At 54.9% G+C, this 25,286-nt stretch carries 25 protein-coding genes, 2 tRNA genes and 1 rRNA gene; 8 read left to right on the top strand and 20 right to left on the bottom strand.

What is annotated here, in order from left to right; genetic code table 11:
- Window positions 1-33: 33 nt before the first annotated feature.
- Window positions 34-492, bottom strand: a complete 459-nt coding sequence (gene gpt, locus NNN71_RS12280; protein WP_064547670.1) for a xanthine phosphoribosyltransferase — start codon at window positions 490-492, stop codon at window positions 34-36.
- A gap of 256 nt (window positions 493-748) precedes the next feature.
- Here gpt and pepD point away from each other — a divergent pair, with 256 nt between their 5' ends.
- Entirely contained in the window at window positions 749-2,206 is a 1,458-nt protein-coding gene (gene pepD / locus NNN71_RS12275) for a cytosol nonspecific dipeptidase (protein WP_271458595.1), read from the top strand.
- 64 nt (window positions 2,207-2,270) lie between these two features.
- Here the strand turns inward: pepD and NNN71_RS12270 are convergent, their stop codons facing one another.
- The 9 genes from NNN71_RS12270 to NNN71_RS12230 form a co-directional block, all read right to left on the bottom strand.
- Entirely contained in the window at window positions 2,271-2,714 is a 444-nt protein-coding gene (locus NNN71_RS12270; RefSeq protein WP_271458594.1) for a GNAT family N-acetyltransferase, read from the bottom strand.
- Window positions 2,715-2,716: 2 nt separating this feature from the next.
- Window positions 2,717-3,772 carry a DNA polymerase IV gene (gene dinB / locus NNN71_RS12265; protein ID WP_163449469.1) on the bottom strand — a complete coding sequence of 352 codons (1,056 nt, stop codon included), beginning with the start codon at window positions 3,770-3,772 and terminating at the stop codon, window positions 2,717-2,719.
- A 95-nt stretch (window positions 3,773-3,867) separates the two neighbouring features.
- Window positions 3,868-4,083 (bottom strand): (Na+)-NQR maturation NqrM, encoded by a 216-nt coding sequence (gene nqrM / locus NNN71_RS12260; RefSeq protein ID WP_064547684.1) that lies wholly within the window; start codon window positions 4,081-4,083, stop codon window positions 3,868-3,870.
- Window positions 4,084-4,085: 2 nt separating this feature from the next.
- Window positions 4,086-5,309, bottom strand: coding sequence for an NADH:ubiquinone reductase (Na(+)-transporting) subunit F (gene nqrF / locus NNN71_RS12255; protein ID WP_064547662.1), 1,224 nt, complete (start codon window positions 5,307-5,309; stop codon window positions 4,086-4,088).
- A gap of 12 nt (window positions 5,310-5,321) precedes the next feature.
- Window positions 5,322-5,918 carry an NADH:ubiquinone reductase (Na(+)-transporting) subunit E gene (gene nqrE / locus NNN71_RS12250; protein WP_064547661.1) on the bottom strand — a complete coding sequence of 199 codons (597 nt, stop codon included), beginning with the start codon at window positions 5,916-5,918 and terminating at the stop codon, window positions 5,322-5,324.
- 6 nt (window positions 5,919-5,924) lie between these two features.
- Window positions 5,925-6,563, bottom strand: a complete 639-nt coding sequence (locus NNN71_RS12245) for an NADH:ubiquinone reductase (Na(+)-transporting) subunit D (RefSeq protein ID WP_163449467.1) — start codon at window positions 6,561-6,563, stop codon at window positions 5,925-5,927.
- Window positions 6,556-7,350 (bottom strand): Na(+)-translocating NADH-quinone reductase subunit C, encoded by a 795-nt coding sequence (locus tag NNN71_RS12240; RefSeq protein ID WP_163449466.1) that lies wholly within the window; start codon window positions 7,348-7,350, stop codon window positions 6,556-6,558. Before NNN71_RS12240 ends, NNN71_RS12245 begins: the two co-directional genes overlap by 8 nt.
- Window positions 7,343-8,581 carry an NADH:ubiquinone reductase (Na(+)-transporting) subunit B gene (locus NNN71_RS12235; protein ID WP_167577342.1) on the bottom strand — a complete coding sequence of 413 codons (1,239 nt, stop codon included), beginning with the start codon at window positions 8,579-8,581 and terminating at the stop codon, window positions 7,343-7,345. The genes NNN71_RS12240 and NNN71_RS12235 overlap by 8 nt, the downstream gene beginning before the upstream one ends.
- A gap of 3 nt (window positions 8,582-8,584) precedes the next feature.
- Window positions 8,585-9,928, bottom strand: a complete 1,344-nt coding sequence (locus NNN71_RS12230; protein ID WP_271458593.1) for a Na(+)-translocating NADH-quinone reductase subunit A — start codon at window positions 9,926-9,928, stop codon at window positions 8,585-8,587.
- Between the two features lie 561 nt (window positions 9,929-10,489).
- Between NNN71_RS12230 and dpaA the strand changes: the two genes are divergently transcribed.
- Window positions 10,490-11,230: a peptidoglycan meso-diaminopimelic acid protein amidase gene (dpaA, locus tag NNN71_RS12225; protein WP_271458592.1), complete on the top strand. Its 741-nt coding sequence runs from the start codon at window positions 10,490-10,492 to the stop codon at window positions 11,228-11,230.
- Here dpaA and NNN71_RS12220 read toward each other — a convergent pair.
- Both NNN71_RS12220 and lpcA read right to left on the bottom strand, forming a co-directional pair.
- Entirely contained in the window at window positions 11,201-11,968 is a 768-nt protein-coding gene (locus NNN71_RS12220; protein ID WP_064547651.1) for a class II glutamine amidotransferase, read from the bottom strand. The two genes, dpaA and NNN71_RS12220, sit on opposite strands and share 30 nt — an antisense overlap.
- A gap of 41 nt (window positions 11,969-12,009) precedes the next feature.
- Window positions 12,010-12,591, bottom strand: a complete 582-nt coding sequence (lpcA, locus tag NNN71_RS12215) for a D-sedoheptulose 7-phosphate isomerase (protein ID WP_065357896.1) — start codon at window positions 12,589-12,591, stop codon at window positions 12,010-12,012.
- A gap of 238 nt (window positions 12,592-12,829) precedes the next feature.
- On the opposite strand from lpcA, the gene fadE reads away from it, so the two are divergent.
- Both fadE and NNN71_RS12205 read left to right on the top strand, forming a co-directional pair.
- Window positions 12,830-15,274, top strand: a complete 2,445-nt coding sequence (fadE, locus tag NNN71_RS12210; RefSeq protein ID WP_249022280.1) for an acyl-CoA dehydrogenase FadE — start codon at window positions 12,830-12,832, stop codon at window positions 15,272-15,274.
- 131 nt (window positions 15,275-15,405) lie between these two features.
- Window positions 15,406-16,176 carry an amidohydrolase gene (locus tag NNN71_RS12205; RefSeq protein ID WP_271458591.1) on the top strand — a complete coding sequence of 257 codons (771 nt, stop codon included), beginning with the start codon at window positions 15,406-15,408 and terminating at the stop codon, window positions 16,174-16,176.
- A gap of 87 nt (window positions 16,177-16,263) precedes the next feature.
- Here the strand turns inward: NNN71_RS12205 and NNN71_RS12200 are convergent.
- Both NNN71_RS12200 and dnaQ read right to left on the bottom strand, forming a co-directional pair.
- Window positions 16,264-16,340: transfer RNA gene (locus tag NNN71_RS12200), tRNA-Asp, on the bottom strand.
- Between the two features lie 129 nt (window positions 16,341-16,469).
- Window positions 16,470-17,201, bottom strand: a complete 732-nt coding sequence (dnaQ, locus tag NNN71_RS12195; protein WP_163449453.1) for a DNA polymerase III subunit epsilon — start codon at window positions 17,199-17,201, stop codon at window positions 16,470-16,472.
- On the opposite strand from dnaQ, the gene rnhA reads away from it, so the two are divergent.
- The gene (rnhA, locus tag NNN71_RS12190; protein WP_167576678.1) at window positions 17,155-17,733 is read left to right on the top strand and encodes a ribonuclease HI; all 579 of its coding nucleotides are present in this window, start codon (window positions 17,155-17,157) and stop codon (window positions 17,731-17,733) included. The two genes, dnaQ and rnhA, sit on opposite strands and share 47 nt — an antisense overlap.
- Here rnhA and NNN71_RS12185 read toward each other — a convergent pair.
- Window positions 17,730-18,455 carry a class I SAM-dependent methyltransferase gene (locus NNN71_RS12185; protein ID WP_167576680.1) on the bottom strand — a complete coding sequence of 242 codons (726 nt, stop codon included), beginning with the start codon at window positions 18,453-18,455 and terminating at the stop codon, window positions 17,730-17,732. The two genes, rnhA and NNN71_RS12185, sit on opposite strands and share 4 nt — an antisense overlap.
- 30 nt (window positions 18,456-18,485) lie before the next feature.
- Between NNN71_RS12185 and gloB the strand changes: the two genes are divergently transcribed.
- Both gloB and mltD read left to right on the top strand, forming a co-directional pair.
- Complete coding sequence (gloB, locus tag NNN71_RS12180; protein ID WP_249022286.1) at window positions 18,486-19,241, top strand: hydroxyacylglutathione hydrolase; 756 nt, start codon at window positions 18,486-18,488, stop codon at window positions 19,239-19,241.
- Between the two features lie 71 nt (window positions 19,242-19,312).
- Window positions 19,313-20,674, top strand: coding sequence for a murein transglycosylase D (mltD, locus tag NNN71_RS12175; RefSeq protein WP_167576683.1), 1,362 nt, complete (start codon window positions 19,313-19,315; stop codon window positions 20,672-20,674).
- Window positions 20,675-20,732: 58 nt separating this feature from the next.
- On the opposite strand, the gene NNN71_RS12170 is transcribed toward mltD, so the two are convergent.
- Both NNN71_RS12170 and NNN71_RS12165 read right to left on the bottom strand, forming a co-directional pair.
- Complete coding sequence (locus NNN71_RS12170; protein WP_064547635.1) at window positions 20,733-21,527, bottom strand: endonuclease/exonuclease/phosphatase family protein; 795 nt, start codon at window positions 21,525-21,527, stop codon at window positions 20,733-20,735.
- Window positions 21,528-21,669: 142 nt separating this feature from the next.
- Window positions 21,670-22,845: an MFS transporter gene (locus NNN71_RS12165; RefSeq protein ID WP_271458590.1), complete on the bottom strand. Its 1,176-nt coding sequence runs from the start codon at window positions 22,843-22,845 to the stop codon at window positions 21,670-21,672.
- A 104-nt stretch (window positions 22,846-22,949) separates the two neighbouring features.
- Here NNN71_RS12165 and yafC point away from each other — a divergent pair, with 104 nt between their 5' ends.
- Window positions 22,950-23,843, top strand: a complete 894-nt coding sequence (yafC, locus tag NNN71_RS12160; RefSeq protein WP_271458589.1) for a DNA-binding transcriptional regulator YafC — start codon at window positions 22,950-22,952, stop codon at window positions 23,841-23,843.
- An 86-nt stretch (window positions 23,844-23,929) separates the two neighbouring features.
- Here yafC and dkgB read toward each other — a convergent pair whose 3' ends face one another.
- The 3 genes from dkgB to rrf all read right to left on the bottom strand — a co-directional run bounded on the left by dkgB (window position 23,930) and on the right by rrf (window position 25,283).
- A complete protein-coding gene (dkgB, locus tag NNN71_RS12155) occupies window positions 23,930-24,733 on the bottom strand; it encodes a 2,5-didehydrogluconate reductase DkgB (protein ID WP_271458588.1) in 804 nt (267 codons plus the stop codon).
- 166 nt (window positions 24,734-24,899) lie between these two features.
- Window positions 24,900-24,976: transfer RNA gene (locus NNN71_RS12150), tRNA-Asp, on the bottom strand.
- Between the two features lie 191 nt (window positions 24,977-25,167).
- Window positions 25,168-25,283 (bottom strand): 5S ribosomal RNA (rrf, locus tag NNN71_RS12145).
- Window positions 25,284-25,286 lie beyond the last annotated feature (3 nt).

Raw genomic sequence — 25,286 nt, 5'->3', positions numbered from 1 at the left:
GACCGGGCGTTGGAAGCGCATTTATTGACTGAATTAACGGCCAGAAATAGGCGGTACAAATACCACGCCCATGTCCCACGGCTGTTCAATCCAGGTATCCTGCGGGATATCTACAACATAATCGTCAACCAGCGGGCGGCCAGCCGGTTTAGCGAAGATGGTGACGAAATGCGCTTTTGGATACATTTCGCGAATTGCTACGGCAGTACCGCCGGTATCGACCAGATCGTCAATAACGATAAAGCCTTCGCCATCGCCTTCTGCGCGCTTCAGGACCTTCAGCTCGCGCTGGTTGTCGTGGTCATAGCTGGAGATGCATACGGTGTCGACATGACGAATGCCCAGTTCACGTGCCAGCAGTGCGCCCGGTACCAAACCACCGCGGCTAACGGCGATGATGCCTTTCCACTGTTCAGATGGCATCAGGCGTGCAGCCAGCTTGCGCGCGTGAATCTGCAACATGTCCCAGGTGACGACGTATTTTTCGCTCATGTGAAGTGTCCCAGCCTGTGTTATACGGCTTAAAAAGTGTTCAAGGGGGAAATAGGTTGCGCGAGATTATAGAGATCTGACGCACTAAAAACCAGTGTTAAGCGGAATCCCCGGCTCTTTTTACGTGGTTTGTTCTACCGGAAAGGGCAGAAAGTGGTATTCTCAACCCCATCGCGCAAGCCAGGCTTGTGGTATATGTCTATGCTAACCCTTTACCTGCAAGCGACTTTTGCAGAAAGCCGTAAGGAGACTCATCGTGTCTGAACTGTCTCAATTATCCCCGCAACCTTTATGGGATATTTTTGCCAAAATCTGTTCTATTCCGCACCCTTCTCATCATGAAGAGCAGCTCGCCGCGCACATCGTCGGCTGGGCGAAAGAAAAAGGCCTTCACGCCGAGCGCGACCAGGTTGGCAACATTCTGATTCGCAAAGCCGCGACTCCGGGTATGGAAAACCGTAAACCGGTTGTGCTGCAGGCTCACCTCGATATGGTGCCGCAGAAAAACAATGACACCGTACACGACTTCGCCAAAGACCCGATTCAACCGTACATCGACGGTGAATGGGTGAAAGCCCGTGGTACCACGCTGGGTGCCGATAATGGTATCGGTATGGCTTCCGCGCTGGCGGTGCTGTCTGATGAGTCCGTTGAACACGGCCCGCTGGAAGTTCTGCTGACCATGACCGAAGAGACCGGTATGGACGGCGCGTTTGGTCTGCAACCGAACTGGCTGCAGGGCGACATCCTGATCAACACCGACTCGGAAGAAGAAGGTGAAATCTACATGGGTTGCGCCGGTGGTATCGACTTCACCAGCAACCTGCCGCTGACCCGTGAAGCCATTCCGGCTAATTTCCAGACCTTCAAGCTGACGCTGAAAGGCCTGAAAGGCGGCCACTCCGGCGGTGATATTCACCTCGGCCTCGGCAACGCCAACAAGCTGCTGGCACGTTTCCTGGTAGCCCACGCGGCGGAACTGGATCTGCGTCTGGTTGACTTCACCGGCGGTACTCTGCGCAACGCGATCCCACGTGAAGCCTTCGCCGCTATCGCTATTCCGGCAGACAAAGTTGACGCGCTGAAAGGGCTGGTAGAGACCTATCTGCACATTCTGCAAAACGAGCTGTCTGCCAAAGAGAAGAACCTGACGCTGGTACTGGAAAACACGACCGTTGAAGGTAAAGCGCTGACTGCGGCATCTCGCGATGCATTCACGCAGTTGCTGAACGCAACGCCGAACGGTGTGATTCGTAACTCCGACGTGGCAAAAGGCGTCGTCGAAACCTCCCTCAACGTGGGCGTGGTTTCCATGACGGAAGATACCGCCACGATCCACTGCCTGATCCGTTCCCTGCTCGACAGCGGTAAAGATTACGTGGTGAGCATGCTGGAATCACTGGGTGCGCTGGCAGGCGCCAAAACCCAACCTAAAGGCGGCTACCCAGGCTGGCAGCCGGACGCGAACTCTCCGGTCATGAAGCTGGTGCGTGAAACCTATCAGCGCCTGTTCAACAAGGTGCCGAACATTCAGATTATCCACGCGGGTCTGGAATGTGGTCTGTTCAAGAAACCGTATCCGAACATGGATATGGTCTCCATTGGGCCAACCATCACCGGGCCACACTCTCCGGATGAGCAGGTTCATATCGAAAGCGTTGGCCAGTACTGGCAGCTGCTGACGGAACTGTTGAAAGCGATTCCGACGAAGTAAGTTCTATGCCTCGCTTGGCCGGTCTACCTGTCAGGTAGTCCGGCCGTGTAACGCCGGGAATAGTTTACCGGCGTTTCTCCATTCGATAATTCACAAACGCCTCCCCACGCGCCACTACCCGCTGTTCTGCGACAACCTGAAATCCCATACGCTCAAAACACGGCCTGGCAGTGATACTTGCCTCCACCGTTAATGTTCCCGTTGGTATCAAAGCGAACAACTCGGCCAACAACGCGCTGGCGACTCCCTGCCGGGAATGCGTCGGCGAAACAAACAGCAGGTCAATATAGCGATCCATGGCGGTAATAAAACCGACGACTTCTCCCTCTTTTTCTGCGACCAGCACTCGCGAGGCCGCCAGTTTTTGCCGCCAGCGAGCTTCATCCACCTGAGCCCAGGCGTCGATTTGCGCGGTGGCATAGTGCTGGCTGGCGGTTTCCCGTACCGCACGCAGAAAAATCTGGCATAAGGTTGTGAAATCACCGTCGCGATAGGCCCGAATTTGCATCGTTAAATCCCTAACAGAAGCTGGCGTTCCAGCTGTGGATCCAGCAGTGAGACATGTAAACCAACCAGCCGTACGCCACGTTCCGACCTACGCTCGTGCCAGGCTTTGTGCGCGGTGGCGATCAGATCGTCTTTGTTGAGTTGCGGCCAGACGTGCTCCTGGGTGGTCTGCTGAAAGTCATTGAATTTGAGTTTAATTCCCTGACGGGCAATACGCAGGTCGGGCCGGACTTTCGCTAACCGCCGTTCGAGTTCAGGGTAGAGACGCTCGACAATGGCTTCGCAGTCGACCCATTCATGAATGTCCTCTTCCAGCGTACGCTCCACGCCTATCGACTTGCGCTGGCGATCGTTGTGGATCTCACGTTCGTCGATCCCATGACTACGCTCCCAGAGGATCCGCCCGAATTTACCAAAGCGCTTGAGCAGCATCGCGAGATCGCTATTCTGCACATCTTCGCAGGTGCGCAGCCCCATACTTTCCAGCTTAGCCGCTGAGACTTTGCCCACGCCGGGAATTTTCGCCAGCGGCAGGGTTTGCAGAAACGCCGGGACCTCGGCGGGCGTAAGAACGAACTGGCCGTTGGGTTTGTTAAGATCGGAGGCGATTTTAGCCAGAAACTTCACCGGCGCAACGCCCGCAGAGGCCGTCAGCGCCAGCTCGTTGAAGATGGTCTGGCGAATTTCCTGCGCCATTAGCGTGGCCGAGCCGTGGCAGTGCACGCTATCGCTGACGTCCAGATAGGCTTCATCCAGCGAGAGCGGTTCAATCAGCGAGGTGTAGCGGGAGAAAATTTCCCGAATGTGGTGGGAGGCTTCACGGTAGGCTTCAAAGCGCCCCGGCAAAAGCGTCAGGTGCGGACACAGCTTCAGGGCGGTAGCGGTAGGCATTGCACTGCGCACGCCAAATTTACGCGCCGGATAGTTCGCCGTGCTGATGACGCCACGCTGCACCCGACTGCCGCCGATGGCGACAGGAATATCGCGCAGGGCGGGGTTGTCGCGCATTTCGACCGCGGCGAAGAAGCAGTCCATATCGATATGGATTATTTTGCGCATCGTTAGCCCTCACTTACCACTGGATAAGTATACAGCATAACTTTGGCAAATGAGAAGTGTTGCAAATCGCCCGGCAAAGCCGGGCGATTAAGGGACTACAGGATACGATTCTGTTGGCGCTGCGCCTCGCGGGCCATCCGCTTTTTACGCGCATCGCACGGTTCCGGGCAGTCGCACACTTTTTCCAGCCCCAGCGAAGAGATGCCGCCGCAGCTGCCCTGCAGGCTTTTCCGCTTCACCAGATACCCCAGCGACATACCGAGGATCACGAGGGCAAAAATGCAGAACGTCGCCAGAAATACCGTTAACATCATCAGCCTCCAAAGTCGTCGAGCATGATGTTTTCATCCTCCACGCCTAGCTCTTTGAGCATCTTAATGACCGCGGCGTTCATCATCGGCGGCCCACACATATAGAACTCACAGTCTTCCGGCGCCGGGTGGTCACGCAGGTAGTTCTCATACAGGACGTTATGAATAAAGCCGGTGTAGCCCGTCCAGTTATCTTCCGGTTGCGCGTCGGAAAGCGCAATATGGAAGGTAAAGTTCGGGTTATCACGTGCCAGCTGCTCAAACTCCTCTTCATAGAACATTTCACGCAGTGAACGCGCGCCGTACCAGAAGCTGATTTTGCGATGACTATGCAGGCGCTTAAGCTGATCGAAGATATGCGAACGCATCGGCGCCATCCCTGCACCGCCGCCGATAAACACCATTTCAGCGTCGGTGTCTTTGGCGAAGAACTCGCCGAACGGTCCGGAAATGGTCACCTTGTCGCCGGCCTTAAGCGACCAGATATACGAGGACATAATCCCCGGCGGCGCATCCGGCGCGGACGGCGGCGGCGTGGCGATACGCACGTTGAGCATGATGATGCCCTTTTCTTCCGGATAGTTCGCCATTGAATAGGCGCGCAGCGTCGGTTCTTTCACGTCGGAGACATAGCGGAAGAGATTGAATTTATCCCAGTCGCCACGGTATTCGTCCGGCACGTCAAAGTCGGCGTACGCGACTTTATGCGGCGGGCACTCAATCTGAATATAGCCCCCGGCGCGGAACGGCACGCTTTCACCCGCAGGAATCGCCAGCTTCAGCTCTTTGATAAAGGTGGCTTTGTTATCGTTAGAGATAACTTCGCATTCCCACTTTTTCACGCCAAACACTTCGTCCGGCAGCTCAATTTTCATGTCCTGACGCACGGCGACCTGACAGGCCAGGCGGCAGCCTTCTTTGGCTTCGCGCTTGGTAATGTGCGACAGCTCGGTTGGCAGAATTTCACCACCGCCCTCTTTCACCGTGACCCGGCATTGGCCGCAGGAGCCGCCGCCGCCGCAGGCTGAGGAGATAAAAATACCGTTGCTGGACAGCGTATTCAGCAGCTTGTCGCCCGCCGGGGTTTTAATCTGCTTATCCGCTTCGTTGTTAATTTCAATCACCACATCGCCAGCGTTAACCAGCTTCGATTTGGCAAATAAGATCAGCAGCGATAGCACCAGCACAATCAGCGTAAACATCACTACGCCAAGTATAATTTCCATGATTAACGGCCCTTATAGCTGCACACCGGAGAATGACATAAAACCTAACGCCATCAGCCCGGTGGTGATAAAGGTGATCCCTAAGCCGCGCAGTCCCGCTGGCACATTTGAATACTTCATCTTTTCGCGAATTCCCGCCATCGCAACGATTGCCAGCATCCAGCCGATACCGGATCCAAAACCGTAAACGATGGATTCACTGAAGTTATAGTCACGCTGTACCATAAACGACACGCCGCCAAAGATGGCGCAGTTCACCGCAATCAGCGGCAGGAAGATACCCAACGCGGTATACAGCGACGGGAAGTATTTATCGAGGATCATCTCGAGGATCTGCACCAGCGCCGCAATCACACCGATAAAGGTGATGAAGTTTAGGAAGCTGAGATCCACGCCATCAACCAGCGCGCCGTCACGCAGCACCAGGTTGTAGACCAGGTTGTTGATCGGTACGGCGAGCCCGAGAACCACCGTTACCGCCACACCAAGACCAAAAGCGGTGGAGACCTTCTTAGAGACCGCAAGGAAGGTACACATCCCGAGGAAGAAGGCCAGCGCCATGTTTTCAACGAACACGGCGCGGACAAACAGGCTAATGTAGTGAGCCATAATCGGTTACTCCTTTTCCTGCTGTTCCGGCTTCCAGCTACGCAGCGCCCAGATCAGCAGACCGATAATGAAAAACGCGCTCGGCGCGAGCAGGAACAGGCCGTTTGGCTGATACCAGCCACCGTTTTGCACTGTCTCCAGCACCGTGACGCCAAACAGCTTGCCGCTGCCAATAAGCTCGCGCAGGAAACCAACGATGAGCAGAATAGCGCCATAACCCAAGCCATTGCCGATGCCGTCCATAAAGCTCGCCAGCGGTGGCGACTTCATGGCGAACGCTTCTGCACGCCCCATCACGATACAGTTCGTGATGATAAGCCCGACGAAAACCGACAGCTGTTTTGAGGTCTCATAGGCAAACGCGCGCAGTAACTGATCGACCACAATAACCAGTGAGGCAATAATCGCCATCTGTACGATGATACGTACGCTGTTAGGAATATGGTGGCGGATCATCGAGATGAACATGCTGGAAAACGCCGTCACCAGCGTGACCGCAATGGTCATCACAAACGCCGTTTCCAGCTTGGTGGTGACCGCCAATGCCGAGCAGACGCCGAGCACCTGGAGCGCGATCGGGTTATTGGCGATAAGCGGCCCCACCAGCAGGCGTTTCATCTCTTTCATTTCACCCTGTTCAGCCATGGTTCAGCCCTCCTTCACGCACCTGTTTCAGGAACGGGCCAAAGCCCAGTTCGCCCATCCAGAAATCAAAGCTGTGCTGCACGCCGTTAGCCGTGAGCGTCGCGCCAGAAAGACCGTCCACCGCGTACAGATCGCCCTGTGGTGCCGCGCCCTTCATGACTTTCAGCGCCGGATGACCTTCATCGTTGACGACGCGTTTACCGACAAACTGCGCACGCCAGTTCGGGTTTTCAACCTCGCCGCCGAGCCCCGGGGTTTCTCCCTGGTCGTAGTAAGTGATGCCTTTAATGGTGCGCCCGTCAGTGTCCAGCGCCACAAATGCATACATCATTGACCACAGACCGTTGCCATAAATCGGCAGGACGATCTCCTGTACCTGCTGCTTTTCGTCTTTGATGAGGTAGATTTCCACCATGTTGCTGCGACGACGAATACCGGCTGGGTCTTCGCTGGAAGACAGCGCGATACTCTGTTGCGGGTCCTTCAGCGCCTGGATCTGGTTAAACTTCCCCGGGTCGCCCTCAAGCATCGTGCCGCTTTTCAGATCCAGCAGCCGTGGCGTTACGCGGCTGGCATACACCTCAGCCACCTCGTCAGCAGACATCTTGTCGTGCATCAGCCCGGCCACCGCCAGAATATTGCGCTGTTTATCCAGCGCCCGCTGCTCCTGCTGAAGCGGCTTGAGGCCTACGGCAGAACCGGCGACCACAATAGAGCAGACCAGACAAAGCACCAGCACCACCAGCAGCGTTTTGCCGATGCTATCGTTACTTTTCTTCTCAGCCACGCGACTTCCTCCGCTTAATATTGGCCCGCACCACCAGGTAATCAAACAGTGGCGCAAAGAGGTTGGCGAACAGAATGGCCAACATCATCCCTTCTGGATAAGCTGGGTTAACGACGCGAATCAGCACGCACATTGCGCCAATCAGCGCGCCATAGCACCATTTGCCTTTATCGGTAAACGAGGCGGAAACCGGGTCAGTGGCCATAAACATCATGCCGAAGGCAAAACCACCGAGCACCAGATGCCAGTACCACGGCATGGCAAACATCGGGTTGGTTTCGGAACCAATCAGGTTAAACAGCGTGGCACAGGCGATCATGCCGACCATCACGCCGGCCACGATGCGCCAGGAGGCGACGCGGCCAAAGATAATCAGCGCCCCGCCAAGCAGGATCATCAACGTGGAGACTTCACCGATGGAGCCCGGAATGTTGCCGATAAAGGCATCCATCCAACTGACCGGTTGCCCGCTGACGACGTTGACCAGCGCTTCACCACCATGGCTCGCCCATTGGGAGAGCGGCGTCGCCCCGGAGAATCCATCGGCGGCGGTCCAGACCAGATCGCCGGAGATTTGCGCCGGATAGGCAAAGAACAGGAATGCACGCCCGGCCAGCGCCGGGTTGAGGAAGTTGCGACCGGTGCCGCCAAAGATCTCTTTCGCAATCACCACGCCGAAGGAGATGCCGAGCGCCGCCTGCCATAACGGCATGGTCGGCGGAACAATCAGCGCAAACAGTATTGAGGTGACGAAGAAACCTTCGTTGACTTCATGCTTGCGCACAATCGCGAACAGCACTTCCCAGAACCCGCCAACCAAAAAGACCGTGGCGTAAATTGGCACAAAGAACACCGCGCCCAGCATCATCATGCTGAGCCAGCCGGCATCCGGCGCGAAGCTGACGCCCAGCGCCTGCGCCACACTGTAGTGCCAGTTGCTGGCAATCACCTGCTGCAGTTGCTCTGCGCCGTACAGCTTGTGTAGCGCCGGGATGGTTTGCAGCCCGACGTTATACATCCCCCAGAACATCGCCGGGAAAACGGCGAACCAGACGAGGATCATCATGCGCTTCAGGTCGATGGCATCGCGAACGTGCGCCGCGCCTTTGGTGACATGCCCCGGCGTATAGAGCAACGTCGCCGTCGCTTCATACAGCGGGTAATATTTTTCCAGCTTGCCGCCCTGCGTGAAGTGCGGCTCAACTTTTTCCAGTAGCTGTTTTAAGCCCATCACTTAACCTTCCTGCTCAATTTGCGTTAATACGCGGCGCAAAACCGGCCCGTATTCGTATTTGCCCGGGCAGACGTAGGTGCACAGCGCCAGGTCTTCTTCATCAAGCTCCAGACAGCCCAGCGCCTGCGCGCTGTCGGTATCGCCTGCCAGCAGGTCGCGCAGCAACATAGTGGGCAGAATATCCAGCGGCATCACCCGCTCGTAGTTGCCGATAGGCACCATCGCGCGCTCGCCGCCATGGGTATCCGTCGAGAGATTAAACAGCTTCTTCTTGAGGAAGTGGCCCAGCGTGGTGCGGGTAATCGAAAACTTGTCTCGCCCCGGCGTTACCCAGCCAAGCAGCTCTTTTTCGCGCCCTTCTTTCAGCACGCTCACCTGCAGGTGGAAGCGGCCAAGAAACGCATGCGGGCCCGATGCCTGGCTGCCGTTAAGTACGGAGCCGGACAAAATGCGGTTTTCACCTTCGTGCAGTTCTCCCGCCAGCAGGGCATTGAGATCGGCCCCCAGGCAGGTGCGTAACAGACGAGGATGCTTAACCTGCGGGCCGCCAAGGGCGATGACGCGCTCGGTCCAGATGACACCATCAAGGAACAGCTTGCCGTAGGCAATCACGTCCTGATAGTTCAGATGCCATACTTGCTTTTGCAAGCTGACTGGCTCCAGGAAATGAATGTGAGTACCGACTAACCCTGCCGGATGCGGGCCAGTGAACTGATTGAATGTCACCTGCCCCTGCGGATGACCGCCCAGTTTGCCGCCACTGTTCTGACAGACGTGGACTTTACCGTCAGTCAAACGCGTCAGCACGGTCAGGCCGGCGTTAAACGCCTCGCGCTGGGCGAGAATAATTGGCTGCGGATCGGCGGACAGCGGGTTAGTGTCCATAGCGGTCACGAAAATCGCCGCCGGTACTGAACCAGGCGCCGGGGTTTTGCTGAACGGACGCGTGCGCATGGCCGTCCACAGCCCGGATTCCACTAACTGCGTCACCACCACTTCGCGCGGCAGCGTTGCCAGTTCATCGGCAGGATAGGCCGTAAAGTTCAACGACTCGTCACCTTCGACGTCAATGACTACCGACTGCAGGACGCGGCGTTCGCCACGGTGAATTGCGCTAATCGTACCGCTGGCGGGGGCAGTGAAACGTACGCCAGGAATCTTCTTGTCCTCAAAGAGCAGTTGCCCTTTCACGACCCTGTCGCCCTCTTTTACCGCCATCGAAGGACGCAGTCCGTTATATTCTTCGCCTTTTACCGCCACGCGGGTCACGGCAACGTCATCAATACGTTGCTGGTCGGGCAATCCAGCTATAGGCAGATCGAGGCCTTTGGTTATTTTAATCATACTGTTCGCAGGTATCCGTTAACGACGGCGTCAACTCAGCGCTGAGGCCAGCGTTTAGGTTAACGAGACAAAAGAAAGGAGGTTCGCCTGAAGGCCAATCGTATTCCATCACCAGGCATGATGAGAATCTGAAGCATCCTTTCTTACACTGTTTAGAGAGTTACTACCTGAATCATCCAGCGAGTATCCGTTTTACCCATTTTCAGCCTGAATGATTACGTAACGAAAGTTTACCATTTTATCCTTCGCTGATGCAGCAGTTCCGCTTTTCTGGCCACTAAATTGCGAGCTGAGACGCAAACTGCTACGGATTCGGACAAAGACATCTGGCGAATCATCGGTTTATCCTACACTCTTTTTACAGGCTTCCATTTAGCGGGCGATCAGCACAACACACCGCCCCATCGTGGGAATACAACACGAAATTGTAAACGCCAAACGCCCCACTTGCGAAAAAATGCGGTGGTGCTAAGGTGAGCGCACAAAAAACAGATTTGTCTGCTTTTTTCTCTCTGTTGCCTCTCCTGGCGTGTAGTTATTTTTTATCAAGGAACAAGTAGTATGCGCAAAATCGCATTATTTATTGCGATGCTTTTAATGCCGTGCGTTTCGTTTGCTGGGTTAATGAGCAGCAACAGTCCGACGACGCCTGTCAGCAAAGAATATAAGCAGCAATTGATGGGCTCCCCAGTCTACATCCAGATTTTCAAGGAAGAGCGCACGCTCGACCTCTATGTGAAAATGGGTGAAACCTATCAACTCCTTGATAGCTATAAAATTTGTAACTACTCCGGCGGTTTAGGGCCGAAGCAGCGTCAGGGCGATTTCAAAAGCCCGGAAGGGTTTTATTCGGTACAACGTAGCCAGTTGAAGCCAGACAGCCGCTTCTATAAAGCGATTAATATCGGCTTCCCGAACGCGTATGACCGCGCGCATGGCTATGAAGGAAAATACCTGATGATTCACGGTGCCTGCGTGTCGGTGGGCTGCTATGCCATGACCGACTCGGGTATTGATGAAATCTTCCAGTTCGTAACCGGCGCGCTGGTCTTCGGGCAGTCCAGCGTCCAGGTCAGCATTTATCCGTTCCGCATGACCGATGCCAACATGGAACGTCATAAATATTCCTACTACAAAGATTTCTGGCAGCAGCTTAAGCCGGGCTACGACTACTTCCAGCAGACGCACAAACCGCCGATGGTTTCGGTCGTCGATGGCCGCTATGTCGTGAGCAAGCCGCTGAGCCACGAAGTGGTTCAGCCGCAGCTGGCGTCAAACTACGCGCTCCCCGAGACAAAATAAGCGCCATTCGCCTGGCATAATCTTGTGCCAGGTTTCATTCCCCGTCAGCGGTTGGGTGGCAATCACAGTCACCACATCGTTGGCGGTCGTTTCCTGCTGAAAATCAATTTCCACATCCTGATCCAGCAGCTTCGCCACGCCAAACGGCGCCCGACGGGTAATCCAGTACAGGTTGGTGGAGCAGAACGCCATGACGTAACGCCCGTCAGACAGCAGCATATTGAACACGCCTTTTGCGCGCATTTCTTCCGCCAGCGAAGCAATATACTTAAACACCGCCTGCATATTTCCGGGCGTACGCGGGTAGCGTTGGGTCAGCTTGTGCAGCAGCCAGCAAAATGCCTTTTCGCTGTCAGTTTCTCCGACCGGGCGGAATTGTCCGGTCTCCAGCGTTTTATAGCCAGAGAGCTGACCATTGTGGGCGTAGGTCCAGTTGCGTCCCCACAGCTCACGGGTGAATGGATGCGTATTTTCCAGCGCCACCATGCCGCGGTTCGCCTGACGGATATGCGCGATCACCGAACAGGACTTGATAGGATAATCCTGAACCAGTTTGGCAATCGGCGACTGATAGCTGGGCTGTGGATCTTTAAAGGTGCGACACCCTTTTCCTTCATAAAAGGTGATACCCCAGCCGTCTTTATGCGGCCCGGTGCCGCCACCGCGCTGTACCAGCCCGGTGAAACTGAAGCAAATATCGGTTGGCACATTAGCGCTCATCCCGAGCAGTTCGCACATATCACACCTCCACAGCAAACGGGGCCGAAGCCCCGTGAAACTTATGCCTTAACCATCTCTTTTTCGATCAGCATGATCAGGATGTGAATCACTTTAATGTGAATTTCCTGCACGCGATCGGCGTAACCAAAGTGCGGTACGCGAATTTCAATATCCGCAGAACCGGCCATTTTACCGCCGTCTTTACCGGTCAGGGTGATGACCTTCATGCCTTGCGCACGTGCCGCTTCAATCGCTTTGATCACGTTAGCTGAGTTGCCAGAAGTGGAAATACCCAGCAGCACGTCGCCCGAGCGCCCCACGGATTCAACGTAACGAGAGAAAACATATTCATAGCCGAAATCATTGCTCACGCAGGAGAGATGGCTGACGTCAGAGATCGCAATCGCCGGGTAGCCCGGACGGTTTTCACGATAGCGACCGGTTAGCTCTTCGGCAAAGTGCATCGCATCACAATGAGAGCCGCCGTTACCGCAGGAAAGCACTTTACCACCGGCCTTAAAGCTATCCGCCAGCAGGACTGCTGCGCGCTGAATGGCATGGATATTGGCTTCATCTTTCAGAAAGTTTGCCAGCGTATCGGCCGCTTCATTCAGTTCGTTACGAATAAGATCCTGGTACATGAGGATAATCCTTCAGCATTAATAAAATTGTCGCCGCTAGTGTACCGGATAGCATCACCACAGAGAAGCAAGGGCCGATGTATTCAGCGGATGTTTGAATTTTTGGTGCGCTAAAAAGCATCAACAATGTGAGCGAGGTTGTAATTATTTTGTAAACACATTGCTAATTAAAATCACATCAACTACAACCATATCATCACAAGTGGTCAGACCTCCTACAAGACAGGGGCATTTCTCTATGATGATTTTGAGTATTGTTTTAACCATTGCTTTACTCGGTGCACTCTTCTATCACCGCATCAGTTTAGCGCTCGGTAGCGTGATTTTACTGGCGTGGACCGCGGCGCTCGGCGCTGCTGGCCTGTGGAATTTGTGGCTGCTGGTACCGCTGGCCATCATTCTGGTGCCGTTCAACTTTACGCCAATGCGTAAAGCGCTGATCTCCGCGCCGGTATTCCGCATGTTCAGTAAGGTAATGCCTCCGATGTCGCGCACCGAAAAAGAAGCGATCGATGCCGGCACCACCTGGTGGGAAGGCGATCTGTTCCGCGGTAATCCGGACTGGAAAAAGCTGCACAACTATCCACGTCCGCAGCTCACCGCCGAAGAACAGGCCTTTATCGATGGTCCGGTGGAAGAAGCCTGCCGCATGGCGAATGATTTCCAGATCACCCACGAAATGGCGGATCTGCCGCCGGAGCTGTGGGCGTACCTGAAAGAACACCGCTTCTTCGCAATGATCATTAAGAAAGAGTACGGCGGCCTGGAATTCTCCGCTTATGCTCAGGCACGCGTATTGCAGAAGCTGTCCGGTGTTTCCGGGATCCTGGCGATTACCGTCGGCGTACCGAACTCCTTAGGGCCGGGCGAGTTGTTGCAGCACTACGGTACTGAAGAACAGAAAAATCATTATCTGCCGCGCCTGGCGCGTGGTCAGGAGATCCCTTGCTTCGCGCTGACCAGCCCGGAAGCCGGTTCTGATGCCGGTGCTATTCCGGATACCGGCGTCGTCTGCATGGGGGAATGGCAGGGTGAACAGGTGCTGGGTATGCGCCTGACCTGGAACAAACGCTACATTACCCTCGCGCCAATCGCCACCGTACTGGGGCTGGCGTTTAAACTCTCCGATCCGGATAAACTGCTGGGCGGCGCGGAAGACTTAGGTATTACCTGTGCGCTGATCCCCACCAGCACCCCCGGCGTGGAAATTGGTCGTCGTCACTTCCCGCTGAACGTACCGTTCCAGAACGGCCCAACCCGCGGTCAGGACATCTTTGTTCCAATCGATTACATCATCGGCGGGCCAAAAATGGCCGGTCAGGGCTGGCGTATGCTGGTTGAGTGTCTGTCCGTAGGCCGCGGCATTACCTTGCCGTCGAACTCCACCGGCGGCGTGAAATCCGTCGCGCTGGCCACCGGTGCCTACGCGCATATTCGCCGTCAGTTCAAAGTGTCCATTGGTAAAATGGAAGGCATTGAAGAGCCGTTGGCGCGTATCGCCGGCAACGCCTATGTGATGGACGCCGCCGCGACCCTGATTACCTACGGCATTATGCTCGGTGAAAAACCGGCGGTCCTGTCGGCTATCGTCAAGTACCACTGTACCCATCGCGGCCAGCAGTCCATTGTTGACGCCATGGATATCGCCGGGGGCAAAGGCATTATGCTGGGCGAAGGCAACTTCCTGGCCCGTGCTTACCAGGGCGCGCCAATTGCCATCACCGTAGAAGGTGCAAACATCCTGACCCGTAGCATGATGATCTTCGGCCAGGGCGCCATTCGCTGCCATCCGTACGTGCTGGAAGAGATGGCCGCCGCGCAGAGTAAAGACGTTAACGCCTTCGATAAACTGCTGTTTAAACACATCGGCCACGTCGGTAGCAACAAAGTGCGCAGCTTCTGGTTAGGTCTCACTCGTGGCTTAACCAGCTCGACGCCGACCCGTGATGCGACGAAGCGTTACTACCAGCATCTGAACCGTCTGAGCGCCAACCTGGCCCTGCTGTCTGATGTTTCCATGGCGGTGCTGGGCGGTAGCCTGAAGCGTCGTGAGCGTATCTCCGCGCGTCTGGGCGATGTGCTGAGCCAACTGTACCTCGCCTCTGCCGTCCTGAAACGCTATGACGATGAAGGTCGCCATGAAGCCGATTTACCGCTGGTACATTGGGGCGTGCAGGATGCGCTGCACCAGGCAGAGCAAGCAATTGACGATCTGTTGAAGAACTTCCCGAACCGCTTTGTTGCCGGTGCCCTGCGCCTCGCCATCTTCCCGACCGGCCGTCATTACGATGCGCCGTCCGATAAGCTGGATCACAGCGTGGCGAAGATTCTGCAAACGCCGAGCGCCACTCGCTCCCGTATTGGCCGTGGCCAGTACCTGACGCCGAGCGAACATAACCCGGTGGGCCTGCTGGAAGAAGCGCTGGTAGACGTGATGGCAGCCGACCCTATCCACCAGCGCATCTGTAAAGAAATTGGCAAAAACCTGCCGTTTACCCGCCTGGACGAACTGGCACGTAACGCGCTGGCAAAAGGGCTTATCGATCAGACAGAAGCGGCCATTCTGATCAAAGCGGAAGAAAGTCGTCTGCGCAGCATCAACGTCGACGATTTCGCTCCGGACGAGCTGGCGACCAAGCCGGTAAAGCTGCCGGACAACGTGCGCAAGGTTGAAGCCGCGTAACCTCTTCGATTCGTTATCCCCAAAGCGGAGCCTGGCTCCGCTTTTTTTTATCCAGACAGTCCTCAGCGCGGCAGCGTCCTGATAAGGTGTTACAGTTAGATTTACGTCCTGCAATAAAGGAGCTCATCACCGTGCCTGGCTTGAAGATTACCCTTTTACAACAACCCCTGGTCTGGATGGATGGACCAGCCAACCTGCGTCACTTTGATCGGCAGATGGAAGAGATTGTCGGGCGCGACGTGATTGTACTGCCGGAAATGTTTACGACCGGATTTGCCATGGAAGCCGCCGAACAGTCGATGGCAGAGGAAGAGGTTGTCGCCTGGATGCGAGAGCAGGCACTGCGCACCAACGCCCTGGTTGCCGGCAGCGCCGCGCTGCAAACGCCGCTGGGTGCGGTCAATCGTTTCCTGCTCGTGGAGCCGGAAGGTCAGATCCACCTCTACGACAAACGCCATCTGTTCCGTATGGCCGATGAACATCACCACTATATTGCGGGTAACCAGCGCGTGGTGTTGACGTGGCGCGGCTGGCGCATTCTGCCGCTGGTGTGCTACGACCTGCGTTTCCCGGTGTGGTCGCGCAACCGCAATGACTACGACCTGGCGCTGTACGTTGCCAACTGGCCCGCGCCGCGTTCACTGCACTGGCAGGCACTGCTGACGGCACGCGCTATTGAGAATCAGGCTTACGTCGCTGGCTGCAACCGCGTTGGTACCGACGGCAACGGCCATCACTACCGCGGAGATAGCCGCATCATCACCCCACAGGGCGAGATTCTGGCTACCGCCGAACCCCATCTGGCGACCCGCATTGACGGAGAGCTTTCTCTGACGCAACTCCAGGAGTATCGCGAGAATTTCCCTGCCTGGCAGGATGCCGATCCGTTTGCGTTAGGGTAATGAAAGGACGGCAAAGCTGCGCCGAAAATCCTGGAAGGCTAAAACGACGAAAGCCCGAATCATTGCTGATTCGGGCTTCCTGAATAGTGGCGGAACGGACGGGACTCGAACCCGCGACCCCCTGCGTGACAGGCAGGTATTCTAACCGACTGAACTACCGCTCCGCTGTGTTCCCTTGGGAACGAGGCGAATATTACGGATTCCCTCGGAAACCGTCAACGCTTTTTCTCTGTTTTTGAATCGTTTGCTGCAAAATTCGCCCATACGCTTATTTTCACAGCAAAATAGCGGTTTTATGTCCGCCAGAGACAGCTTCCGCCCTTCTTCTGCACCAGATCAAGCCGCGATTCATGGTTCATCAGCTCTTCATCGGTCGCATAAACAACGCGCAGTTTACTCGCCGCGCGGACAATACGCTGAATTCCGGTATCCCCCACCTGTTGCTGCCCTTCGCCTTCCATCGCAAATTTAATCGACGTCTGCCCACCGGTCATCGTCAGATAGACGTCTGCCAGGATCTGGGCATCGAGAAGCGCGCCGTGCAGCGTACGCTTGGTGTTGTCTATTTCATAGCGCGAACACAACGCATCGAGGCTGTTACGCTTGCCGGGGAACATTTTCCTCGCCAACGCCAGGCTATCGGTGACTTTACAAAAGGTATCGGTTTTTGGAATACCGCGATTGAGCTTACTAAACTCATAGTCCATAAAGCCGATATCGAACGATGCGTTATGGATGACCAGCTCCGCGCCGCGAATGTAGTCAAGAAACTCATCGGCAACGTCGGCAAAGGTGGGTTTATCCAGCAAGAACTCGTCGGCGATACCGTGAACGCCGAAGGCTTCAGGGTCCACCAGCCGGTCGGGCTTGAGATAAACGTGGAAGTTGTTGCCGGTCAAACGACGGTTGATTACTTCGACGGCACCGATCTCGATGATCTTGTGACCTTCATAGTGCGCGCCGATCTGGTTCATACCGGTGGTTTCGGTATCCAGAACGATCTGTCGCGTAATTGCAGTGCTCATATCAGTCATTTATGTCAGACTTGCCGTTTTACTTTCGATTGCAGATACAGGAAGTCTACCAGAGATGCTTAAACAGGTAGAAATTTTCACCGATGGCTCTTGCCTTGGTAACCCAGGCCCTGGCGGTTATGGCGCTATTTTACGCTATCGTCAGCGGGAAAAAACCTTTAATGAAGGCTATCGCCTGACCACCAACAACCGGATGGAGCTGATGGCGGCGATCGTCGCGCTGGAAGCGCTGAAAGAACCGTGCACCGTGGTGCTGAGCACCGACAGCCAGTACGTACGCCAGGGGATCACTCAGTGGATCCACAACTGGAAAAAACGTGGCTGGAAGACGGCGGATAAAAAGCCGGTGAAGAATGTCGATCTCTGGAAACGGCTCGATGCGGCCCTCGGCCAGCATGACATCCGCTGGGAATGGGTGAAGGGCCACGCCGGGCATCCGGAGAACGAACGCTGTGATGAGCTGGCACGAGCGGCAGCCTCCGCGCCAACCCACGACGACGTTGGCTACCAGCCGGAAGCCTAAGCGTCCGGCGGTTTACGGTACTGGCGGGTCGCGCCGACCGCCTGCGGGATACGGCTTTTTGCCTTATTTTGTCGCATCGGGTTCAGCGTCAACGGAATGGTGCGTTTACGCGCGACAATCAGTTGCAGACAACCCAGCGCAGGCAAATGGGTGCTCAACATGACGCCCCCCTGCTTCGCCCAGGGCAGCACCTGAAAACGGCTCTGGTGCAGCACTTCAAAATTCAGCAGCGCCAGCCAGTCGAGCTGGCGGGTCATGGTAAACATTCGGCTGTTGTAAGGGACGGATTTGCGCAGCACCGGAAACAGCTTGCGTAGCCCCATCAGGCTCACCGGGTTGAAGCTGCTGATAATCAGCCAGCCGTCATCAATTAACACACGGTCGGCTTCGCGCAGCATACGGTGTGGGTCGCTGCACCAGGGCAACGTATGGGCGAGCAGGCAGGCGTCAACCGACTTCTCGGCAAACGGCAAATGCAGCGGATCGGCCAGTACCTGCATCGGGCTGCCTTCCAGCGAGATATTGACCTGATGTGAGATCGCACAGGCTTCGGTATTGATTTCGGCGCTCAGGTTACCGACCTTGAGCAGGTGAAAACCGTACAACTTTCCGAGCCAGGGTTTCAGTTGACGATCGATAGCCTCGCGATAATATTCACCCCAGGGCAATTGCGCCCACGAGACAGGCGCTGAGACTGTTTGAGGTATCCTTGCCGGTTTCATCACACCTTCCCTACGCTTAAGAGGTAACTAATGAATCTTAACAGTATTCCGGCGTTTCAGGACAACTACATCTGGGTTCTTAATGATGAAACGGGCCGTTGTCTGATTGTCGATCCCGGTGAAGCCGCCCCGGTACTGGCAGCGATCGCCGAAAACGGCTGGCAGCCGGAGGCGATCCTCTTAACCCATCACCACCACGATCACGTTGGCGGCGTGTCGGATCTGCATAGGCATTATCCGAATCTGATCGTTTACGGTCCGGAAGAGACACGTAACAAAGGAACAACAAAAATTGTCGCCGATGGCGATCGGATCCGCGTACTCGACCAGGAATTTCACGTTTTCGCTACACCGGGGCACACTTTAGGACATATCTGTTTCTACAGCGCGCCGTGGCTTTTTTGCGGCGACACCCTGTTTTCCGGGGGCTGCGGACGTTTATTCGAAGGCACGCCAGCCCAGATGTACCGCTCGCTGCAGCGCATTAACACCCTGCCAGAAGAGACGCTAGTTTGTTGCGCACATGAGTATACGCTCTCCAACATGAAGTTCGCCCTGAGCGTTTTACCGCATGATTTGTTCATTAACGAATACTATCGAGAAGTGAAGGAGTTACGCGCAAAAAACCAAATAACACTCCCCACAACTCTGAAAAAGGAGCGTCAAATTAATCTCTTTTTAAGAACGGATGATATTGATTTAATTAATGAAATAAACAAAGAAACAAAGTTGCTACAATCTGAAGAGCGTTTTGCATGGTTACGGTCAAAGAAAGATAACTTCTGATACTTCCGGGTTGCGTTTTCGAAAGTTCGTCGTTATTATCGGTCGTCTTTTAAGCAACTATTGACACACACATGAAGGCAAAAGCGATATTACTCGCCTCTGTCCTGCTCGTGGGGTGCCAGGCGTCACAGCAGGGCAACGTCCAACAGCACGCACAGAGCCTTTCTGCGGCTAGTCAAGGGGAAGCAAGTAAATTCGCAAGTCAGGCACGTTGGATGGACGATGGGACATTCGACATGCAGAATCAGGACTTGTGGGCTTATATTGGCGACGAGCTAAAGATGGGAATCCCGGATAACGCACGGGTTCGCGAACAGAAACAGAAGTACTTACGAAATAAGAGCTATCTCCACGATGTAACTTTACGGGCAGAGCCGTATATGTACTGGATAGCCGGGCAAGTTAAGAAACGTAACATGCCTATGGAACTGGTATTACTACCCATAGTGGAGAGCGCTTTTGACCCGCACGCAACGTCTGGCGCCAATGCCGCAGGCATCTGGCAGATCATTCCGAGCACAGGGCGCAATTATGGTCTGAAACAGACCCGCAGTTATGACGCACGTCGTGACGTCGTTGCTTCCACAACGGCAGCACTGGATATGATGCAGCGTCTGAACAAAATGTTCGACGGCGACTGGTTATTAACCGTGGCGGCGTATAACAGCGGTGAAGGCCGTGTAATGAAAGCGATGAAGGCGAACAAAGCCCGTGGTAAGCCTACGGACTTCTGGTCACTTCCATTGCCTCAGGAAACAAAGGTCTACGTACCGAAGATGCTGGCTTTGAGCGACATCCTCAAAAACAGCAAACGCTATGGCGTTCGTCTGCCAACAACCGACGAAAGCCGTGCGCTGGCGCGTGTTCGCCTCGATAGCCCGGTTGAGATCTCTCAGCTCGCAGACATGGCTGGTATGCCGGTCAACAAGCTGAAGACCTTCAACGCAGGCGTTAAAGGTTCTACGCTCGGCGCAAGCGGTCCAAAGTACGTGATGGTGCCACAGAAGCATGCAGATCAGCTGCGTGAATCCCTGGCCTCCGGTGAAATTGCCGACCTCCAGCCAACGCTGGTTGCTGACAATACGCCGATGTCCAGCCGCAGCTATCAGGTTCGCTCAGGCGACACGCTGTCGGGTATTGCATCACGCTTAGGCGTGACGACGAAGGACCTGCAGCAGTGGAACAACCTGCGTGGTAGCAACCTGAAAGTGGGTCAGAGCTTAACGGTAGGTGCAGGCAGCAGCGCTGCGCGTCTTGCCGATAACAGCAGCATTACGTACCGTGTACGTAAAGGTGATTCGCTGTCGAGCATTGCAAAGCGTCACGGCGTGAACATCAAAGATGTGATGCGCTGGAATAGTGACACTGGCAACCTGCAGCCGGGCGATCAGCTCACGCTGTATGTTAAGAACAGCGACCGTCCTGACTCCTGACAGGCATCCAGTAAAAAAGGCACCGTTTCCCCCGGTGCCTTTTTTTATGTCTTCTGCCCTACCTGCTGGGACTGAATTCGACGATCAATGGATTGTGGTCCGATGCGCGAGTAACCAGCACGGAAGCATCGTTCACGTTCAACCCCCGATAGAAGACGAAGTCCAGCGGACGACCAAACGCCCGACGGCGCTGATCGTCGTCAAAACGTACCGGGCGCAGCGACATATCGCGCGCAAAACGGTACAGCGCGTTCATACGCGGACGACTCCAGGCGTTGAAATCCCCAGCCATGATCACCGGGCCGTTATGTTGGGCAATCTGTTCGCCGATGGGCATCAGCTGCTTACTGTAGACATCAACGCCAAGGCTAAAGTTAACGGCGTGAATATTCACGACCATCAGCAATCGCGAATCAGGAAGTGGGTAAACAGTCACTAACGCCGATTTCGCCAGACGCAGAATCGGCTCGCGTTCACGCAGTGGGCAGCAGTAAACAGGCTGGGCAGCGGACAGGGTCATCACGCCAGAAGGATGATGCGGCAGCGCGAACGCGGGCACCTGATCGGCCGCAAGATAGTTAGTGGTCGCAAACTTTACCAGTTCTGGCGTGGTTTGCGCTTCCTGCAGTAGCACCAGGTGCGCATCTTTACCGTACTTATTCAGCACCGACAGCCATTCAGCGCGCTGCTGCTTAAAGATATTCCACACCAGGATGCGAATATTCTCTTCAGTGCTTAACGGCTTACCCACCGATAATGCCTCGCTCAGCCCGGAGTACGTGCCCGGTGGCGGGAGGATCCGCTCCGCTGGCTGTCCGGCAATGTAGCGCATGGCGTAGGTATTTTTTCGCACTTTCTTTTATAACCTCAATAAGCAAAGAACCCGCCTGATTCCAGGAAGGTTCCTCAGTTATAGGGGCTTTTGCCCACGGTTTCAACGCTATTTGTGATAAAGCTGGGTGAACTTCTGTAAGCCTGTGCTTACCGAAAAAATTCTAACCGAGTACGACGCGACCCGGCTTGTCCAGGCGACCACTCAGGCCGGTCAACAGCAGCGCTCCCACCACAATCAGCGCGCCAATCCACGGCGTTTGGGCCAGACCATAGTGTTCGACGGTTTGTCCCCCCACTACGGAGCCGATAGCAATTCCGACATTAAAAGCGGCGATGTTCAGGCCCGATGCCACATCAACGGCAGCTGGCGTATACTCTTCGGCTTTCTGAACCACATAGACCTGCAAACCTGGCACGTTACCAAAGGCAAACACCCCCATCACCAACACTGTTGCCAGCGCAGCATACTGAATTGACGCCGTGAACTGGAAGACCACCAACAGCGCCGCCAGCGCGGCAAAGATAAATTTCAGCGCCGGTACCGCACCGTGTTTATCGGCCAGTTTACCACCCCAGATATTCCCTACAGCAACCGCCACACCGTAACCTAACAGGATCCAACTGACCGCGTTCGGTGTGAAGCCTGCCAGATTTTGCATCATCGGCGCCAGGAAGGTGAAGGCGGTAAAGACGCCGCCGTAGCCCAGCGCGGTAATCGCGTAAATCATCAGCAGACGCGGGTGAGTCAGCACTTTCAACTGGTCAGTTAAACTTGCTGGTGCACGGCCAGGGATATTACCCGGTACCAGTATGGCGCTGGCAATCAGCGCAATCACGCCCAGTAAAGAAACGGCCAGGAAAGTTTCACGCCAGCCAAAGTGCTGACCGATAAAGGTCCCCAGCGGCACACCGGTGACCAGCGCCACAGTCAGGCCACCAAACATAATGGCAATCGCCGAGGCGGCTTTCTCTTTTGGCACCAGACTGGTGGCAATGGTTGAGCCAATGGAAAAGAACACGCCGTGCGCCAGACCGGTCAGCAGACGCGCGACGACTAAGGTGGCGTATCCCGGCGCCTGCCAGGCCAGCAGGTTACCGACGGTAAACAGCACCATCAAGGCCAGCAGCAGCTGTTTTCGCGGCAGTTTGCCCGTCAGGGCCGTGAGCACTGGCGCGCCAATAGCCACACCCAGAGCATAGATGGAAACCAGCATCCCGGCGGAAGGCAAGGAGATGGCAAGCTGTTCAGCAATCGTCGGAACCAGGCCGACAATCACAAATTCGGTTGTGCCAATAGCGAAGGCACTGATCGTTAAGGCTAGTAGCGCCAGCGGCATAATTTACTCCACATCATCAGTATTAAGATGACACGTAGTATGCCGGGGTGTTTAAATAACAAAAATATTCAGAATCTCAATAGAATTTTGCGTCAGGTGCAATAATGAGAGCAACATCAGAAGAGATCGCCATTTTCGTGGCGGTAGTTGAAAGCGGAAGTTTTAGCCGGGCAGCGGAGCAACTTGGCCAGGCTAACTCGGCGGTGAGCCGGGCGGTAAAGAAGCTGGAATCTAAGCTCGGAGTGAGCCTGCTTAACCGCACCACGCGTCAGCTTAATCTGACCGAAGAGGGAGAACGCTACTTTCGTCGCATGCAGGTTGTGCTACAAGAGATGGCCGCGGCGGAAAATGAGCTACTGGATACGCGCAATACGCCGCGTGGTCTGCTGCGGGTCGACGCAGCCACGCCGGTGATGTTGCACTTCCTGATGCCGTTGATTAAGCCGTTTCGCGAACGCTACCCGGAGATGACGCTCTCGCTGGTGTCGTCTGAGACCTTTATCAACCTGATTGAGCGTAAGGTGGATGTTGCCATTCGGGCGGGGACATTAACCGACTCCAGTCTACGCGCTCGCCCCCTGTTTAACAGCTATCGCAAGATCATCGCGTCGCCAGAGTATATTGCCAGTCATGGCAAGCCGGAGAACGTTGCAGATTTGAAAGAGCACCAGTGCCTTGGTTTCACCGAACCTTCTTCGCTGAACACGTGGCCAGTGTACTGCTGCGATGGGCAGTTTATGGAAGTCAGCTGCGACATTACCTCCAACAGCGGAGAAACGCTCAAACAGCTGTGTTTGAACGGCAACGGTATTGCCTGCCTGTCGGATTACATGGTGGATAAAGAGATTGCGAGCGGGGAGTTTGTTGAGCTGTTGGCCGATAAGCGACTGCCTGTCGAAATGCCGTTTAGCGCGGTTTACTACAGTGACCGGGCAGTGAGCACCCGTATCAGGGCATTTATTGATTTTCTGAGCGAGTACGTGAAGGAGAATCTGTAACGAATCGCACGGCTGATTGGGAGGCCCGGAGTCGACATGAGCGTTTCATCCGGGCTACCAGAGGGTTTCAGAGGGTTAAAGGGTCATTAGTCCCACTGAGGGGCCAGACCTTCCGGGCTGACCAGGCGGTCGTTGCAGTCCAGCGCGGCGATGGCTTTTTTATCTTCAGCATCTAATTTCAGATCCTGCGCCAGCAGGTTGCTTGCCAGATTTTTACGTTTAGTAGAAGACGGAATTACCGCATAGCCTTCACCCATTGCCCAGGCCAGAATAACCTGCGCAGGCGTCGCATTATGTTTCTTCGCGATGGCAGCAATCACTTCATCTTTCAGTGCCTTACCGTATGCCAGCGTCATATAAGAAGTGATATGGATACCGTGCTCGGTAGCCCAATCAACGACTTTGCGGTTTTGCAGATACGGTGACAGCTCAATCTGGTTAGTGGCGATATTCTCTACGCCTACGGCTGCAATAGCGCGCTCCATCAGCGGAATCGTGAAGTTAGAGATCCCGATCTGGCGAGTCAGACCTTGTTTTTTCGCTTCCAGCAGCGCAGCCATAAACTCTTCAACCGCCACGGCATCGTTCGGCGACGGCCAGTGGATCAGCGTCAGGTCAACATAGTCGGTACGCAGCTTCTGCAGGCTTTCTTTGAGGCTCGCGATCAGCTTGTCTTTGCTCAGGTTTTCAATCCAGATCTTGGTGGTGATGAACAGCTCATTACGCGCAATGCCGCTTTCGGCAATTGCCTGGCCGACGGCCGCTTCGTTGTCATAGATCTGTGCGGTATCGATAGTACGGTAACCAAGCTCCAGCGCGGTTTTAACGGATGCAATAACAACGTCGTCTTTCAGGCGGAAGGTACCGAGACCAAATGCAGGGATTGTCATGATTTTCCTCTTTATTTATCAAAATGGGTTAACTGAGACCATTATGACGAGGGAGAGGATTGAGAAAAAGATCGTGAAATGCAGAGGATTTTTGCTAAAACAGCAATAATTATCCGACGCACAAAGAAAAAAGCCCTGAGCAAATATGCTCAGGGCTCTTAATAAGTGGCGGAACGGACGGGACTCGAACCCGCGACCCCCTGCGTGACAGGCAGGTATTCTAACCGACTGAACTACCGCTCCACCGAATTTCTTTGTCACTACCCGGACTATTCATCCCGGTTTACTGCAATTTGATGCCTGGCAGTTTATGAATCACTTTGTGATTCACCCTTCGGGCCGTTGCTTCGCAACGTTCAAAAGCTTCGCTTTTGTCCTACTCTCTGTCGAGTAGTGAACTGCCCCGAAAGTTAATGCCATACTTCTAATTTGATGCCTGGCAGTTCCCTACTCTCGCATGGGGAGACCCCACACTACCATCGGCGCTACGGCGTTTCACTTCTGAGTTCGGCATGGGGTCAGGTGGGACCACCGCGCTACAGCCGCCAGGCAA

Source organism: Kluyvera sp. Awk 3 (genome assembly GCF_028069715.1).
Classification (GTDB): domain Bacteria; phylum Pseudomonadota; class Gammaproteobacteria; order Enterobacterales; family Enterobacteriaceae; genus Kluyvera; species Kluyvera georgiana_A.
This window is presented reverse-complemented; position numbering and strand designations above follow the sequence as displayed.